Genomic DNA, 15,321 nt, shown 5'->3' on the forward strand with positions numbered 1-15,321 from the left:
TTGGGAACGGTTGCCGAGCAAGCGCTTGTCTCGACTGCCCGGCGCGGGCTAGCGTGCCTCTACGGAGCGGGCCACGGACGTGGGAGGCGGCGGATGCAGCCGTTTGCGGGGGTGGCGGCGGTGGCCGGGGTCGGGATGACGGCGCTGACCAGGGAGTCCGGGCGGAGCGAGCTGGAGCTGGCGGTCGAGGCGTGCCGGGCGGCGTGCGCGGACGCGGGGATCGGGCCGCGCGAGGTGGACGCGGTGCTCAGCTACCACCTGAACGACTCCGCGCCCGTCGTCCAGGTCGCGCGGGCCCTGGGGATCGAGCGGCTCGGGTGGCACAACGACATCGCCGGGGGAGGCACGCAGGCGGCGTCGATCCTGGGCGACGCGGCGATGCTCATACATGCTGGTTTAGCGCGAAATATCGTGGTCTATCGGGCGCTCAACGGCCGCTCAGGCAAGCGCATGAACACCGTCTCCACCGGCCCCCAGGAGCGTTTCACGTACGGGCTGGCGGGCCCGATCCCGATGTTCGCCCTGGCCGCGACCCGCTACCTGCACGACACGGGCCTCACGGAGGAGCACCTGCACGCGGTCGTCGCCCAGTCCAGGCAGAACGCCAAGGCCAACCCCCGGGCCCTGCGCCGCGAACCCCTGGAACTCGCCGACTACCTCGCCCGGCCGTACGTGAGCACCCCCCTCCGCACGGCCGACTGCTGCCAGGAGACCGACGGGGCCTGCGCCCTCGTGGTCAGCGGCGTGCTCGACGGGCCACGCGTGCGGGCGGTCGTGCGCGGGGGCGGCCCCGGCTGCTCGTCGATGGACCGCGCCCCCGACGTCACCGCGATCTTCTCGGCGTACGTGGCGCCCATGCTCTGGGAGGCGTCCGGCCTGCGGCCGCCAGACGTGGACGTGGCACTGCCGTACGACGCCTACTCCTGGCTCGTGCCCCGGCAATTGGAGGACTTCGGGCTGGTCGAGCGCGGGGACCTGGGGGCGTACCTGCTGGAGCGCCGCCACGCCTGGGTCAACCCGCACGGCGGGCTGCTCTCGGAGGGCTACGTGCACGGCCTGAACAACGTGGCCCAGGCCGTCAGGGAGCTGCGCGGGGGGCGTGAGGTGGCTCTCGTGACGGGGTTCGGCGGCAGCTACGGGAGCGCGGCCCTGCTCGTGCGGTGAGACGGGGGCGCGGCCCTGCTCGTACGGTGAGAAGCCCGATCGGGCCGCTTCGTGAACGCCGCGTGGAGTCCTTGCGCGTCGGCCTCGGGGAGCAGTTCGCGGGCCGCCAGCCAGGCCGCGCCGCCGGCCGCGTCCCCGGCCGTGACCGCGTCCGCCAGGAGGTCTTCGACCGCTCGCCTGACGGGGCCCTCCGACGTGAGCACGCCGCCCGCGAGCACGATCGGGAGGCCGGGCTCGTGTACCCGTGCCGCGGTGCTCGCCAGCCGTGCCGCGGCCTCGGTGACGAGGGCCTGCGCGACCGGGTCGCCCGCCTCGGCGGCCCGGCTGACGAGGGGCGCCAGCTCGGCGAGCGCGAGCGGCGGCCGGGCGTGCACCGCCGCCGCCAGCCGCGCGACCGGATCCTCGCCCGCGCCTTCGGGCAGCAGGTGCCGGACGACGAGCGCCACCAGCCGTCCGTCTCCGCCACTTCTTGTGCTTTCGCACCTTTCGCACCTTTCGCCGCTTCCGCCGCTTCCGCCGCTTCCGGCGCTTCCGGCGCTTCCGGTGCTTTCGGGGCTTCCGGCGGCGAGAGCGGCGAGGGCGGCGAGGGCGTGGACGGTGGCGCGGGCGGCGGCGTGGCCGAGCCAGAAGCCCGACCCCTCGTCCCCGAGCAGCCACCCGTACCCGTCGGAGGTCGCCGTCTGCTCGTGGTCGGTAATTTTTGCCGCGATCGCCCCCGTCCCCGAGATCAGCACGGTGCCCGACGGTGCGGCGGTGCCGGCCGCGAACGCGGTCACGGTGTCACCGACGACCCGTACCGGCGGGCCGTGGGGGAGGAGCGGGCTCAGGACGCGCGCGGCCAGCGCCCGGCACGCCCCCGGATGCCCCGCCAGCCCGAGCACCACCGCGCTGACGTGCGGTAACGAGACCGCCGCCGCCTCCTGGACGGCGGCGGTCAGGTGCGCGCAGGCCTGGTCCATGCCCAGCGTAACCGGGTTGGCGCCGGGCGCGTGGCCCCGCCCGGCCGGCGCTCCGTCCACCGTGAACAGCGCGGCCCGCGACGAGGTGCCGCCGGCATCGACTCCGAGTATCAGCATGTCAAAAATTATTGCCCAAATGCCTTGACGGTGCCAGATCCTGGTCATAATTTTCATCGCGTGGAACTACTCAACCGCATCCAGGCCGAGCAGCCCGACATGCCCGAGGCGCTGCGCAAGGTGGCCGAGGTGATCCTGGCCGGGCCCGCCGAGGCCGCCCGGCTGACCATCGTCGACCTGGCCGAGCGGAGCGGGACGTCCACGGCGACCATCACGCGCTTCTGCCGCGCCCTCGGCTTCACCGGCTACGCGGAGCTGCGCGTGGCCGTCGCCACCGAGACCGGCCGCAAGGCCCAGCAGACCTGGCACACCGACATCGGCCAGGAGATCCTTCCCGACGACAGCCTCGACAAGGTGCTCGGCGTCGTGTCCGGCAACGACATCCGCCTGATCCAGGAGACCGCCGACCAGCTCGACCTGGCCGTGGTGGACAAGGCCGCCCAGGCGGTGGCCAGGGCCGGGCGGGTGCTGCTGTTCGGCGTGTCGAGCAGCGCGGCGGTGGCCAGCGAGATGGAGTACCGGCTGCAGCGCATGCGCGTACCGACCTGGAGCAGGTCCGACGCGCACAGCGCGCTGACGGACGCCGCGCTGCTCGGACAGGGCGACGTGGCGATCGGGATCTCGCACAGCGGCCGCACGCGCGAGGTCATCGAGGTGCTCGCGGAGGCGAGCAGCCACGGCGCCATCACCGTGGCCGTCACCTCGCAGCCGCGCTCCCCGCTGGCCGAGGTGGCCGAGCTGGTGCTCACCACGGCCAGCCGTGCGACGAGCTTCAGGTCGGAGGGGTTCGCCGCGATCCACTCGCAGCTCCTGGTGCTCGACGTCGTGTACGTGTCGGTGGCGCAACGCACCTACGAGCGCACCAGGCAGGCCTTCGACGTGACTGTCCGGGCGGTGGCCGGACATCGACTCCCGGAAGGGGATTTATGACAGTAGATCCAGCAAAGTTCGCTCAGCACATCGCCGACCTCGTCCGGGCGATCCCGGAGGACCCGGAGATCGCCCGGGCCGCCGGCCTCTTCACCAAGGCGGTGCGCGGGGGCGGCGTCATCCAGGCGTTCGGCTCCGGCCACTCGGAGGCCGTCGCGATGGAGATCGCCGGCCGCGCCGGCGGCCTCGTGCCCACCAGCAAGCTCGCGCTCAGGGACCTCGTCCTGTACGGCGACGCCCCCCGCTCCGAGCTGGACCGCTACGACCTCGAACGCGACCCTTCCGTGGCCCGCGCCATCCTCGACCTGGCGCCCGTCCACCCCGGCGACCTGTTCGTCATCATCTCCAACTCCGGCGTCAACGGCGTGGTCGTCGAGCTGGCCACGCTCGTCAAGCAGCGCGGTCACGACCTGATCGCGATCACCTCGCGCGCCCATGGCGAGGCCGTCGCCTCCCGCCACCCCTCCGGGCGCAAGCTCATCGACCTGGCCGACGTCGTCCTGGACAACCGGGCGCCCTACGGCGACGCGGTGCTCGCCCTGCCCGACGGAGGCGCCTCCGTCGGAGCCGTCTCCACCATCACCTCGGCGCTGCTGGCCCAGCTCGTCGTGGCCCAGACCGTACGCGACCTGCTCGAAGCGGGCGAGGTGCCACCGGTCTACCTGTCGGCCAACGTCCCCGAGGGCGACGCCCACAACCTCAAGCTGGAGGCGCTGTACGCCGGTCGCATCCGGCGCGGCGCCTGAGTCCTCCGCAAGCCGCCACGAGCTCTGTTCGGCATGCCCGGAATCCGGGGCCGCACCTCGCAAGGAGAACCCCCCATGTACCGAAATATCGGAAAAGTTGTTCTCTCCTTAGCTCTCCCTCTCGTCCTCGTCGTCGTGGCCCTGGTCGCTCCGGCCAGCGCCCAGCAGTCCGTACGCCTCCAGTACCGCACCAGCGCCCCTGGAGCCACCACCGCCCAGGCCGAGCCCTGGCTCCAGCTCTTCAACGACGGCACCACCACGATCCCGCTCGACCAGGTCAAGATCCGCTACTACCTGACCGGCGCGGAGACCTACCGCTTCGCCTGCTCCTGGGCCGTGGTGGGCTGCTCGACGGTGACCGGGCAGTTCGTCCGCCAGTCGGGCGCCGACCAGTACCTGGAGGTCGGCTTCACCTCTGGCAACCTGGCCCCCGGCGCGAACACCGGCGACCTGCAGCTGCGCTTCTACCGCGCGGACTGGCAGACGTTCACGCAGAGCGACGACTACTCCTACGGCTCCAACACCGCCTACACGAACTGGGACAAGGTCACCGTCCACGTCAACGGCCGGCTCGCGTGGGGGCGGCCGAACGGCACCGAGCCCACCCCCACTCCCACGCCCACGGTTCCCCCGACGGGCTCGGCGGGCGTGCTGTTCGACGACTTCACGTACTCGGGGTCGAGCGACCCGCGCCTCGCCCAGCGTGGCTGGACGGTGCGCTCCAGCTCCGGCGGCCCCGGCGTGCCCGGCGCCACCTGGTCGCCCTCGGCGGTCTCGTTCCCCGGCGGCCTGCTGACGCTCGACTCCACCACGAACGGCACCGCCGCGGGCACCGTGCAGACCGAGCTGTCCACCGCCAACCGCAAGTTCTTCGAGGGCACCTACGGCGCCCGCGTCCGCTTCAGCGACGCCCCGACCGGTGGCCCCGACGGCGAGCACGTGGTGCAGACGTTCTTCACCATCACCCCGCTGCGCTACAACCTGGACCCCGACTACGGCGAGCTCGACTTCGAGTACCTGCCGAACGGCGGCTGGGGCGAGCCGTCCAACATCCTCTACACCACCAGCTGGGAGACCTACCAGGCCGACCCCTGGCAGGCCGTCAACACCCACACCGAGGAGCGCGCGAGCTTCGCCGGCTGGCACGACCTCGTGATCCAGGTCTCCGGCGGCCGGATCAGGTACTACGTGGACGGCCGCCTGTTCGCCGACCACGGTGACGTCTACTATCCCGAGACGCCCATGTGGATCATGTTCAACCAGTGGTTCATCGATCTCCAGAGCGCCACGGGGACGCGTACGTACCGGCAGCAGGTGGACTGGCTCTACTACAGCAAGAACGAGGTCGTCCCGCCCGCCGACGTCACCGCCCGGGTCGCCTCCCTGCGCGCCGCCGGCACCTCCTTCACGGACACCGTCCCCAACCCGTGACAAGGATCGCCATGAAGAACCGCATCCTGGCCCTGGCGGCCGTGTTCGCGGTGGCCGCGTGCGGCGCCGCCGAGAAGCCCGCGGCCTCCGCGGGCCCCGCCAGGCTGACCGTCTGGATCATGGACGGCAGCGTCACGCAGGACCTGCTGAAGAAGTTCGAGACCGAGTACGAGGCGGCGCACCAGGGCGTGGACCTCGACATCCAGATCCAGGCGTGGGACGGCATCGGTGAGCGCGTCACCGCGGCCCTGGCCAGCACCGACGCCCCTGACGTGATCGAGGTGGGCAACACCCAGGTCGCCCAGTACTCGGCCAGCGGCGGCGTCACGGACCTGACCGCCAAGATCGCCGAGCTCAAGGGCGAGGACTGGCTGCCGGGCCTGGCCCAGCCGGGCAAGGTCGACGGCAAGCAGTACGGGATCCCCTGGTACGCCGCCAACCGCGTGGTCGTCTACAACAAGGACCTGTTCGCCGGAGCGGGCATCAAGGAGCCACCGAAAACGCGGGACGAATGGCTAAATATCACCGCAAAGCTAAATAAAAACGGAAATCAGGGCATCTATCTGACCGGGCAGACCTGGTACGCGCTCGCCGGCTTCATCTGGGACGAGGGCGGCGACCTGGCCGTCCAGGAGGGCGGCAAGTGGAAGGGCGCCCTCGACACTCCGCAGGCCCTGGCCGGCATGGACTTCTACAAGCGCCTCCAGGCCCTCGGCAAGGGCCCCAAGGACGCCGACGAGGCCAACCCGCCCCAGCACGAGGTCTTCGCCCAGGGCAAGGTGGCCCAGATCATCGCCGTCCCCGGCATCGCCGCCCGCGTCCTGGAGGTTGACGGCAAGCTGAAGGGCAAGATGGGCTTCTTCCCCATCCCGGGCAAGACGGCCGACAGGCCCGGCACCGTCTTCACGGGCGGCTCCGACCTGATCATCCCGGCCGCGTCCAAGCGCCAGGAGGCGGCGTACGAGCTGGTCAGGGCCCTGGCCGGGGAGCAGTTCCAGACCGAGCTGGCCAAGGCGATGAGCTTCGTGCCCAACCGCACCTCGCTGGCCGGCGTGCTGTCCGGCGACGAGGGCACCGCGGCCATGGCGAAGGGCGCCGCGGGCGGCCGCGCCACCCCGAACACCCCCAACTGGGCCGCCGTCGAGGCCACCTCCGTGATCAAGCAGTACATGACCGCCGTGCTCACCGGCGCCGACCCCGCGACGGAGGCGAAGAAGGTCTCGGAGTCCATCACCACGACCCTGAACAGCGGGTCCTGAATGCGCGGCACCAGGAGCCCGTGGCCCTACCTGCTCATCGCCCCCACGGTGGCGGGTGGGGCCTTCCTCCTGCTCTACCCGATGCTCAAGGCCGCGGTGATCTCCTTCCAGCACTTCCGCATGGGGGAGCTGATCAGGGGCGGCGCGGCCTTCGCCGGCCTGGACAACTACGCCGAGCTGCTGGCCGGCGAGGAGTTCTGGCGGGTGCTGTGGCGCACTCTGGGGTGGACGGCGATCAACGTGGTGCTGATCGTGGTCCTGTCGACGGGCGTGGCGCTGATGCTCACCCGCCTGCGCCGCGGCCTGCGCCTGGCCCTGATGAGCGCCCTCGCCCTGGCCTGGGCCACCCCGATCATCGCGGCCACGACGGTGTTCCAGTGGCTGTTCCAGTCGGAGCTCGGCGTGGTCAACTGGCTGCTGGTCATGCTCGGGTTCGACTCCTTCCGCGGCTACCCGTGGTTCGCCGACGGGACGGCCACGTTCGCCGTGCTCGTGATCCTCGTCGTGTGGCAGTCGGTGCCGTTCGCCGCGCTCACCCTCTACGCCGGGCTGACCACCATTCCGGGGGAGCTGTACGAGTCCGCCCGCATCGACGGTGGCACCGGCCGGCAGGTCTTCTGGAAGATCACCCTGCCGATGCTGCGGCAGCTGTTCGCCCTGGTCGCCTCGCTGGAGGTGATCTGGGTGGCCAAGTGCTTCCCGCAGATCTGGGTGCTCAGCCAGGGCGGCCCGGACGGCGCGACGACCACCCTCCCGGTGTACGCGTTCAAGATCGCCCGGGTGCTGCACCGGTACGACCTGGGCTCGGCGGTCGCCATGCTCACCGTCGTCATCCTGGCCGTCGCCCTGGTCAGCAACCTGCGAAGGATGGTCCGCCAGTGAAGAGGCTGACGCTCAACGCGGCCGCGGTCGTCGTGCTCGTGATGACGATCTTCCCTGTCTACTGGATGTTCCTGACCGCGTTCAAGCCGACCGGGGAGATCCAGGCGGCCACGCCGACGTTCTGGCCGGCGCACCCGACCCTGGAGCACTTCGCGACGGCGGTGAACGCGCCGGGGTTCTGGACCTTCTGGCGCAACAGCCTCGTCGTCACCGTGGTCGCGGTGCTGGTCGCGCTGGTGACGGCGCTGCTGGCGGCGTTCGCCGTGGCCAGGATGCGCTGGCGGGGGAGAGGGGCGTTCGTGGTCGCGGTGTTCGCGGCGCAGATGGCGCCGTGGGAGGCGCTGCTGGTGCCGGTGTTCATCATCGCCAGGGACACCGAGCTGCTGGACTCGCTGGCGATGCTGACCGGCGTCTACTTCATGATCACGCTGCCGTTCACGATCGTGACGCTGCGCGGGTTCCTGGCCGCGATCCCGCCGGAGCTGGAGGAGGCGGCGCAGGTGGACGGGTGCGGTCGCCTGGCCGCCTTCCGGCGGGTGGTCTTCCCGCTGCTGGCGCCCGGGCTGATGGCGACGTCGCTGTTCGGGTTCATCACGGCGTGGAACGAGTTCGCGTTCGTGAACGTGCTGATCATCAAGGACCAGGACAAGCGCACGCTGCCGGTGTGGCTGTCGTCGTTCCGCGACGTGTTCGGCACGGACTGGGGCGCCACGATGGCCGCCGCCAGCCTGTTCGCGCTGCCCGCGCTGCTGCTCTTCCTGTTCCTGCAGCGCAGGGTCGGCACCGGGATGACGGCGGGGGCCGTCAAGGGCTGACGGCGGTGAACGCGGCGTGCAGGGCCTTCGCCTCCCCCTCCGGGAGCAGGTCCCGGGCCGCCAGCCAGGCCGCCGCGCCCGCCGCGTCACCCGCGGTCGTGACGTTCCGGTCCGCCAGCAGCTCCACCACCGCCTGGCGTACCGGACCCTCGCTGGTCAGCACGCTCCCGGCGAGCACCACCGGACCGGACACGTGTACTCGCCTGAGCGTGGCGACCAGATGGTCGGCGGCATCCTGCGTGATCTTCAGCGCTGTCTCGTCGCCTGCTGCGGCGGCCCGGCTGACCAGGGAGGACAGTGCGGCCAGGCGCATGTGGTCGGCCTGTGCCAGCCGCACGATCCGGTCGGCGGCGGCGCGCGGCGATGCGGGCCGGTCGTCGCCGAGGAAGTGCTCCACCACGAGCTCGGCCAGCACGCCGCCATCCTTGATGCGGTCGTCGGGCGGGACCGGCATGCCGCGGTCCAATGCCCCGATCAACGCCATGACGGCCCGGCGGCCGATCCAGAAGCCCGACCCCTCGTCGCCCAGCAGCCAGCCCAGCCCGTCGGCGACGGCGTCGAGCCGGAAGTCCACGATCCTGGCCGCCACCGCGCCCGTGCCCGACAGCAGCAGCGAGCCGGCGGGCTCCGGCGAGCCCGCAGCGTAGGCGATCAGCGTGTCGCCCATGTAGCGCGGCTCCTCCGCGATGCCGTGCCCGGCCCAGACCTTCGCCACCTCGGGCACCATCTCGGCCACTTGCCCCGCCACCCCGGTCAGCGACGCGACGACCCGCCGGCCGTCATGCTCCCCCAGCGCCCCGGCGAGCGCGGCGGCCACGTTGGCCACCGCCTTGTCCAGCCCGTGAGCAGTGGGATTGCCCGCGCCGGCGCGGGCGTAGCCGACCCTGGTGCCGTCGAGCGCGTGTACGGCGACCCGCGTGGACGTGGCTCCGGCGTCGACACCGACCACTAGCGATTCAGTCACGGTCCGAGTCTGGGGGTTGACGCGGACCGGAAGCAAGAATAATTTTCGCCAGAAGACCGGGTATTCGGAAGGAATATTCGTGACTTCAGGAGCGCTCGGGCGCGTCGAAACAGAACTACCCGGTTTGCCGGAGGCATTGCGCAGGGTCGGCGAGGTGATTCTCGGCGATCCGGCCGAGGCCGCGCGCTCGACCATCATCGCGCTCGCCGAGCGGGCCGGCAGTTCACCGGCGACCGTGACGAGGTTCTGCCGGGCGTTCGGCTTCTCGGGGTACGCCGAGCTGCGCGTCGCGCTGGCCACCGAGACCGGCCGGGCCGCGCAGGCGGGCTGGGGGGCGGGCGTCGGCCACGAGATCGGCCCCGACGACCCGCTCGACTCGGCCATCGAGGTGATGGCCGCCGCCGACGCCAGGCTCATCCAGGACACCGCCGCGCAGCTCGACCTCGACGTCGTCGCCAAGGTGGCCGACGCGATCGTGGCCGCGCCGCGCGTGCTCCTCGTCGGCGTCTCCACCAGCGGAAACGTCGCCGCCATGTTCGAGGGCCGGCTGCGCCGCATCGGCGTACCCGGCTGGAGCGCCGGCGACGCGCACGTGGCCCTGTCGGAGGCGGCCCTGCTCAAGGACGGCGACGTGGCCATCGGCATCAGCCACCGGGGCCGCACCCGCGAGGTGATGGAGGCGCTGGCCGAGGCCGGCAGCCACGGCGCGCTGACGGTCGCGGTCACCTCCTTCGCCCGCTCGCCGCTGGCCGAGCTGGCCGATCTGGTGCTGACCACGGCCAGCAGGGAGACCACGTTCCGGCTCGGCGGGCTGGCCGCCGTGCATTCTCAGCTGTTCGTGCTGGACGCCGTGTACGTGGCGGTGGCCCAGCGCACCTACGAACGCACCAACGAGGCGTTCGAGCGCACGATCAGCGCCGTGGAGAGCCATCGGGTGGAGAGAGGCTGAATGACGTACGCAACCGAGGTCCTCGATCTGGCACGCCAGGTCACGGAGAGCCAGGCCGAGCCGGTACGGGAGGCGGCCGCGCTGCTCGTGGCCTCCATCCGGGCGGGCGGCGTGGTCAACGCGTTCGGCTCGGGGCACTCCGAGGCCATCGCCATGGAGATCGCCGGACGGGCCGGCGGCCTCGTCCCCAGCAACCGCCTCTCGCCCAGGGACCTCGTCCTGTACGGGGGCCACCCGCCCGGCGTGCTGACCTCCGAGCTGGAGCGCGACCCGGCCATCGCGCACGAGATCTACGACCTGGCGCCGGTGGCCCCGCAGGACGTGTTCGTGCTGATCTCCAGCTCCGGCGTGAACGGCACGGTCGTCGAGCTGGCCACGCTCGTCAAGGAGCGCGGGCACCCGCTGATCGCGCTCACCTCGGTCAAGCACAGCACGCGGATGACCTCGCGCCACCCGTCGGGCCGCAAGCTGCTCGACCTGGCCGACGTCGTGCTGGACAACGGCGCGCCGTACGGCGACGCCATCCTCGAGTTGCCCGGCGGCGGCACGTACGGAGCCGTGTCCACGGTCACCTCGGCGCTGCTCGCGCAGATGGTGGTCACCCGGGCGGTGGACGAGCTCGTGGCGATGGGCGAGACGCCCCCGATCTACATGTCGGTCAACGTGACCGGCGGCGACGAGCACAACAAGGCCCTGGAGAGCCGCTACGCAGGCCGGATCCGACGCGGATCTTAGACAAGTCAGGAGCAAGTCATATGCCTAACACCCCCCATATCAGCCGGCGTGAGCTCCTTCGCGGCGCCGCACTCGTACCCGTGGCCGGGGCTCTGGCGGCCTGCGCCACGCCGGCCGCCAAGCCCACCGCGTCGTCCTCGGCGGCGCCGGTCGCGACGAGCGCGGCCAACCCGTTCGGCATGGCGGACAACAAGCCGCTGGAGGTGTGGATCTTCGACGGCGGCTTCGGCCAGGACTACGCCAAGAACATCCACCAGCCGCTCTTCAAGGCCAAGCACCCGAACGTCGAGATCAAGCACAACGCGACCAAGGAGGTCACCAAGGTCCTCCAGCCGCGCTTCGCCGGCGGCAACCCGCCGGACGTGATCGACAACTCCGGCGCCAACGCCATGGACTTCGGCGCGCTCGCCCAGGACGGCCAGCTCCAGGACCTCACCCCGCTGCTCGACGCGCCCAGCTGGGACGACCCGAACACCAAGGTCCGCGACACCATCGACCAGGCCGTCATCGACCTCGGCACGTACGACGGCACCTTCAGCGTGCTCGGCTACGTCAACTACATCTTCGGCATCTGGTACTCGCAGAAGGCCTTCCGGGAGAACGGCTGGGAGGCCCCGAAGACCTGGGACGAGTTCCTCAAGCTCTGCGAGACCATCAAGAAGTCCGGCAAGATGGCGCCCTTCACCTATGCCGGGAAGTTCCCGCAGTACCTGTACGAGCCGCTGCTCACCATGGCCGCCAAGATCGGTGGCGCCGAGGTGCTCGTCAACATCGACAACCTCGAGGACGGCGCCTGGAAGAGCGAGGCCATGAAGACCTCGACCACCGCCTGGGCCGAGATCGGCGCCAAGTACCTCATGGAGGGCACCGCCGGCCTCGACCACGTGCAGACCCAGACGGCCCAGAACAAGTACAAGGTCGCCATGCTGCCCTCCGGCTCCTGGCTGGAGAACGAGCAGAAGACGACCACCCCGGCCGACTTCGAGTACGGGATGTTCCCGATCCCCGACTTCGGCAGCTCCGACAAGCTGCCGTACGGCACCCTGCACAGCCAGCCGAGCGAGAACTTCATCGTGCCCTCCAAGTCCCCCAACCCGCAGGGCGGCATGGAGTACCTGCGGGCCATGCTGTCGAAGAAGGCGGCGGGCGACTTCAGCGAGCTGGTCAAGACGGTCTCCGTGGTCAAGGGCGCGGGCGAGGGGCGGCAGCTGTCGCCGGGCGCCGAGAGTGCGACCAAGGCGTTCGCCGCCGCGGGCACGAACGTCGTCTACTACCGCTGGCAGACCTGGTACGCCCAGCTCAAGGACGAGGCCATCGCCGCCACCGGCGAGCTGATGACCGGCGGGCTCAAGCCGGACGCCTACCTCGAGCGCCTGCAGAAGAAGGCCGACGAGATCAAGAACGACTCCTCGATCAAGAAGTACAAGCGTTGATGATCTTCAACAGGTATCGCCGCGGGCTGTTCATCACCTCGTTCCTGGCAGCCCCGGTGATCCTCTACCTGGTCTACGTGATCTCGCCGTACATCCAGGCTTTCTACATCGCGATGACCGACTGGCGCGGCGTGACGGCCACGCCCACGTTCATCGGCCTGGACAACTTCAAGCGGCTCTTCAGCGACGGCACGTTCTGGAAGGCCGTCACGCACAACGGCGCGCTGCTCGTGCTGCTGCCGCTGATCACGATCGTCATCGCCCTGTTCTTCGCCTTCCTCCTCAACGTGGGCGGCGCGCAGGGCACGTCGGGGATCCGCGGGTCGAAGTTCTACCGCGTGGTGTTCTTCTTCCCCCAGGTCCTGGCCGTCGCGGTGGTGGCGGTGCTGTTCCAGCAGGTGTTCCGGCCGGACGGCAGCGGCATGCTCAACGGCCCGCTGATGGCGCTCGGGGTCAGGCCGATCGGCTTCCTGTCCGATCCGGACGTGGCGTTCTGGTCGGTGCTGGGCGTCATGGTGTGGCAGGCGGTCGGCTTCTACGTGGTGCTCTTCTCCGCCGGCCTGGCCTCCATCCCCAGGGACATGTTCGAGGCCGCGCAGATCGACGGGGCCGGCCGGGTGAGCCTGTTCTTCCGCATCACGCTGCCGCTGCTCTGGGACACCGTGCAGGTGGCCTGGGTCTATCTGGGGATCCTGGCGCTGGACGTGTTCGCGATCGTCTGGGTGATGACCGACCAGCACGGCGGCCCCGACTGGTCGACCACGGTCATGGCCGCCGAGATCTACCGCAACGCCTTCCAGTACTTCCGCTTCGGCTATGCCTCGGCGCTGGGCGTGATCATGTTCTTCTTCACCGTCGGCTTCGCGATCCTCTCGCTGCGCCTCTCGCGGCGCGAACGAATCGAGTACTGATGACAACGATGATCTCGTGGACGGTGGCCACCTCCCGGAGGCTCGCCCGCCAGGAGCGCCGGCGCCGGCTCGGCCCGCTGGGCGTGCTGACGCACGTCGCGCTGCTGGTCTGGTCGCTGCTGGTGATCGTGCCGATCCTGTGGACGTTCCTGGCCTCGGTCAAGAGCGAGGACGAGATCTTCGGTGACGCCTGGTCGCTGCCGGCCACGCTGCACTGGGACAACTTCGCCAGGGCCTGGGAGCAGGCGCACATCGGGCAGTACATGCTCAACAGCGTCATCGTCGTGTCGTTCAGTACGTTCGGCACGATGCTCATCGGGTCGATGGCGGCGTACGTGCTGGCGCGTTACCCCTTCCGCGGCAACCGGGCGATCTACCTGCTCTTCGTCTCGGGCCTGGCCTTTCCCGTCTACCTGGCCCTGACCCCGCTCTTCTTCGTCGTCCAGAACATGGGCAACGTGCCGCTCATCGGCCCCTTCATCGGCCTGAACACGCACGCGGGACTGGTCCTGGTCTACATCGCGTACTCGATGCCGTTCACGGTCTTCTTCCTGTCGGCGTTCTTCCGCACGCTGCCCACGGCGGTGGGGGAGGCCGCCATGGTGGACGGCGCGTCGCACACCCGCGTCTTCTTCCAGATCATGCTGCCGATGGCCAAGCCGGGCATCATCAGCATCACGATCTTCAACATCCTGGGCCAGTGGAACCAGTACCAGCTGCCTCTGGTGCTGCTGCAGGAGCGCGACAAATGGGTCCTCACCATGGGAATCGCCGATATTTCCACCGCCGCCGGATACGACCAGGACTGGTCCGCCCTCTTCGCCGCCCTGACCCTGGCGATCCTGCCGATGCTGGTGGTCTACACGGTCTTCCAGCGCCAGATCCAGAGCGGTCTGACATCCGGCGCCCTCAAGTAGCCGCTGGGGCTTAGGCTGCGGGTGTGACTGGAGAAATCCGCGCGCTGCTGGCCCGTCATCTCCCCGACTACCGGGTGCGCTCCGTCGATCGGCTGGGCCAGGGCCTCGACAACAGGGTGTACGAGGTCAACAACGAATTACTGGTACGGCGTAACAAGGCGGCGACCCCCGAGGAGACCCGCCAGGAGGTCGCCCGCCTGGCGGCCGTCAGGGAGTTGTCCCCGCTGCCGGTCCCCGAGGTGGTCTTCGCCGACGAGGAGTCGGGGGTGATCGCCTACAGCAAGCTCCCGGGCGAGCCCCTCAACCGCCACCCCGTGGACGACCCCCGGCTCCTGGCCCGGCCCCTGGCCGAACTCCTCAGCGCCCTGCACGGCGCCTCCCCTGACAGGATGCGCGACCTCGCACCGGTGGACACCTATCCGGCGCTGGACCTCCTCCAGGACGCCGAGCTCGACTACCGCGACGTCGAGGCCCACGTCCCGGAAGAACAGCGCCACCTGGTGGAGCGCTTCCTGCGGGAGCCGCCGCCGGACGAGCCCACCGAGCTCCGCTTCTGCCACAACGACCTGGGCGCAGAGCACCTGCTGGCGGACGCGGCCACCGGCACGATCACCGGCGTCATCGACTGGACCGACGCCGCCATCACCGACCCCGCCCACGACTTCGCCCGGATCTTCCGCGACCTGGGACCGGAGGTCTTCGAGCTGACGGTGTCGCGCTACGCCTTCACCCTGGACGAGGCGGCCCGCGCGCGGGTCCTCTTCTACGCGAGGTGCGCACTCATCGAGGACCTGGCGTACGGCCTGAGCACCGGCCCCCACCACTACGCCGAGGCCGCCCTGACCCACCTGGCCTGGACCTTCGGGTAGGTCGCGCAAGGGCCACCCGCCCGTTGCCCGGTTACCGGGTGGCCCTGCTGGAGCCCGCCCCGAGCGGTCCTCGCTCCGCTCGGGCTGTTCGCCTTGGAGGCGCGGCGCGCACGGTCTTCGCCTGGGGCGCTTCGCGCTCAGGGACCTCAGTCGTCTCCCCCCAGTCGGGCCAAGGCCGTCTCGCTTGCCGAACAGCGGTACGAGATTCGTTTGAAGGGGCGCCGCGCGGAAGAGGAAAGT

General features: G+C 70.4%; 15 protein-coding genes. 13 read left to right on the plus strand and 2 right to left on the minus strand.

All coding sequences use genetic code 11. From position 1 onward, the window contains the following. The first annotated feature begins 93 nt into the window (after positions 1-93). Positions 94-1,164 carry a thiolase C-terminal domain-containing protein gene (locus H4W80_RS46580; protein WP_192790914.1) on the plus strand — a complete coding sequence of 357 codons (1,071 nt, stop codon included), beginning with the start codon at positions 94-96 and terminating at the stop codon, positions 1,162-1,164. On the opposite strand, the gene H4W80_RS46585 is transcribed toward H4W80_RS46580, so the two are convergent. Continuing rightward, the gene (locus H4W80_RS46585; RefSeq protein ID WP_192790915.1) at positions 1,134-2,240 is read right to left on the minus strand and encodes an N-acetylglucosamine kinase; all 1,107 of its coding nucleotides are present in this window, start codon (positions 2,238-2,240) and stop codon (positions 1,134-1,136) included. The two genes, H4W80_RS46580 and H4W80_RS46585, sit on opposite strands and share 31 nt — an antisense overlap. A 60-nt stretch (positions 2,241-2,300) precedes the next feature. Here H4W80_RS46585 and H4W80_RS46590 point away from each other — a divergent pair, with 60 nt between their 5' ends. From H4W80_RS46590 to H4W80_RS46615, 6 genes are all read left to right on the plus strand, one after another. Continuing rightward, positions 2,301-3,170, plus strand: coding sequence for a MurR/RpiR family transcriptional regulator (locus tag H4W80_RS46590; protein WP_318787375.1), 870 nt, complete (start codon positions 2,301-2,303; stop codon positions 3,168-3,170). Further along, the gene (locus H4W80_RS46595; RefSeq protein ID WP_192790916.1) at positions 3,167-3,916 is read left to right on the plus strand and encodes a sugar isomerase domain-containing protein; all 750 of its coding nucleotides are present in this window, start codon (positions 3,167-3,169) and stop codon (positions 3,914-3,916) included. The genes H4W80_RS46590 and H4W80_RS46595 overlap by 4 nt, the downstream gene beginning before the upstream one ends. A 75-nt stretch (positions 3,917-3,991) precedes the next feature. Continuing rightward, positions 3,992-5,347 (plus strand): cellulose binding domain-containing protein, encoded by a 1,356-nt coding sequence (locus H4W80_RS46600; protein ID WP_192790917.1) that lies wholly within the window; start codon positions 3,992-3,994, stop codon positions 5,345-5,347. 11 nt (positions 5,348-5,358) lie between these two features. Beyond that, positions 5,359-6,606 (plus strand): extracellular solute-binding protein, encoded by a 1,248-nt coding sequence (locus H4W80_RS46605; RefSeq protein WP_192790918.1) that lies wholly within the window; start codon positions 5,359-5,361, stop codon positions 6,604-6,606. Continuing rightward, the gene (locus tag H4W80_RS46610) at positions 6,607-7,488 is read left to right on the plus strand and encodes a carbohydrate ABC transporter permease (RefSeq protein ID WP_192790919.1); all 882 of its coding nucleotides are present in this window, start codon (positions 6,607-6,609) and stop codon (positions 7,486-7,488) included. After that, positions 7,485-8,303 carry a carbohydrate ABC transporter permease gene (locus tag H4W80_RS46615; RefSeq protein ID WP_318787376.1) on the plus strand — a complete coding sequence of 273 codons (819 nt, stop codon included), beginning with the start codon at positions 7,485-7,487 and terminating at the stop codon, positions 8,301-8,303. The genes H4W80_RS46610 and H4W80_RS46615 overlap by 4 nt, the downstream gene beginning before the upstream one ends. Here H4W80_RS46615 and H4W80_RS46620 read toward each other — a convergent pair. Continuing rightward, positions 8,293-9,267 carry an N-acetylglucosamine kinase gene (locus H4W80_RS46620; RefSeq protein ID WP_192790920.1) on the minus strand — a complete coding sequence of 325 codons (975 nt, stop codon included), beginning with the start codon at positions 9,265-9,267 and terminating at the stop codon, positions 8,293-8,295. The genes H4W80_RS46615 and H4W80_RS46620 overlap by 11 nt on opposite strands. 79 nt (positions 9,268-9,346) lie before the next feature. Between H4W80_RS46620 and H4W80_RS46625 the strand changes: the two genes are divergently transcribed. Genes H4W80_RS46625 through H4W80_RS46650 form a run of 6 tightly spaced genes read left to right on the plus strand, consistent with a single transcriptional unit; the run spans position 9,347 to position 15,081 of the window. Continuing rightward, positions 9,347-10,216, plus strand: coding sequence for a MurR/RpiR family transcriptional regulator (locus tag H4W80_RS46625; RefSeq protein WP_192790921.1), 870 nt, complete (start codon positions 9,347-9,349; stop codon positions 10,214-10,216). Next, positions 10,217-10,951, plus strand: coding sequence for a sugar isomerase domain-containing protein (locus tag H4W80_RS46630; protein ID WP_192790922.1), 735 nt, complete (start codon positions 10,217-10,219; stop codon positions 10,949-10,951). Positions 10,952-10,971: 20 nt separating this feature from the next. Next, entirely contained in the window at positions 10,972-12,384 is a 1,413-nt protein-coding gene (gene ngcE, locus H4W80_RS46635; protein ID WP_192790923.1) for an N-acetylglucosamine/diacetylchitobiose ABC transporter substrate-binding protein, read from the plus strand. Further along, positions 12,384-13,295 carry a carbohydrate ABC transporter permease gene (locus H4W80_RS46640; RefSeq protein WP_192790924.1) on the plus strand — a complete coding sequence of 304 codons (912 nt, stop codon included), beginning with the start codon at positions 12,384-12,386 and terminating at the stop codon, positions 13,293-13,295. Before ngcE ends, H4W80_RS46640 begins: the two co-directional genes overlap by 1 nt. Further along, a complete protein-coding gene (locus H4W80_RS46645) occupies positions 13,295-14,212 on the plus strand; it encodes a carbohydrate ABC transporter permease (RefSeq protein ID WP_192790925.1) in 918 nt (305 codons plus the stop codon). Before H4W80_RS46640 ends, H4W80_RS46645 begins: the two co-directional genes overlap by 1 nt. Positions 14,213-14,235: 23 nt before the next feature. Further along, a complete protein-coding gene (locus H4W80_RS46650; RefSeq protein ID WP_192790926.1) occupies positions 14,236-15,081 on the plus strand; it encodes a phosphotransferase family protein in 846 nt (281 codons plus the stop codon). The last annotated feature ends 240 nt before the right edge of the window (positions 15,082-15,321 follow it).

Origin of the sequence: Nonomuraea angiospora, assembly GCF_014873145.1 — a bacterium.
In the GTDB taxonomy this organism is placed as follows: Bacteria; Actinomycetota; Actinomycetes; order Streptosporangiales; family Streptosporangiaceae; genus Nonomuraea; species Nonomuraea angiospora.

Coding starts and splice junctions, on each gene's coding strand:
- H4W80_RS46580 (WP_192790914.1), top strand. CDS start 94: ATGCAGCCGTTTGCGGGGGTGGCGGCGGTGGCCGGGGTCGGGATGACG.
- H4W80_RS46585 (WP_192790915.1), bottom strand. CDS start 2,240: ATGCTGATACTCGGAGTCGATGCCGGCGGCACCTCGTCGCGGGCCGCG.
- H4W80_RS46595 (WP_192790916.1), top strand. CDS start 3,167: ATGACAGTAGATCCAGCAAAGTTCGCTCAGCACATCGCCGACCTCGTC.
- H4W80_RS46600 (WP_192790917.1), top strand. CDS start 3,992: ATGTACCGAAATATCGGAAAAGTTGTTCTCTCCTTAGCTCTCCCTCTC.
- H4W80_RS46605 (WP_192790918.1), top strand. CDS start 5,359: ATGAAGAACCGCATCCTGGCCCTGGCGGCCGTGTTCGCGGTGGCCGCG.
- H4W80_RS46610 (WP_192790919.1), top strand. CDS start 6,607: ATGCGCGGCACCAGGAGCCCGTGGCCCTACCTGCTCATCGCCCCCACG.
- H4W80_RS46630 (WP_192790922.1), top strand. CDS start 10,217: ATGACGTACGCAACCGAGGTCCTCGATCTGGCACGCCAGGTCACGGAG.
- ngcE (WP_192790923.1), top strand. CDS start 10,972: ATGCCTAACACCCCCCATATCAGCCGGCGTGAGCTCCTTCGCGGCGCC.
- H4W80_RS46640 (WP_192790924.1), top strand. CDS start 12,384: ATGATCTTCAACAGGTATCGCCGCGGGCTGTTCATCACCTCGTTCCTG.
- H4W80_RS46645 (WP_192790925.1), top strand. CDS start 13,295: ATGACAACGATGATCTCGTGGACGGTGGCCACCTCCCGGAGGCTCGCC.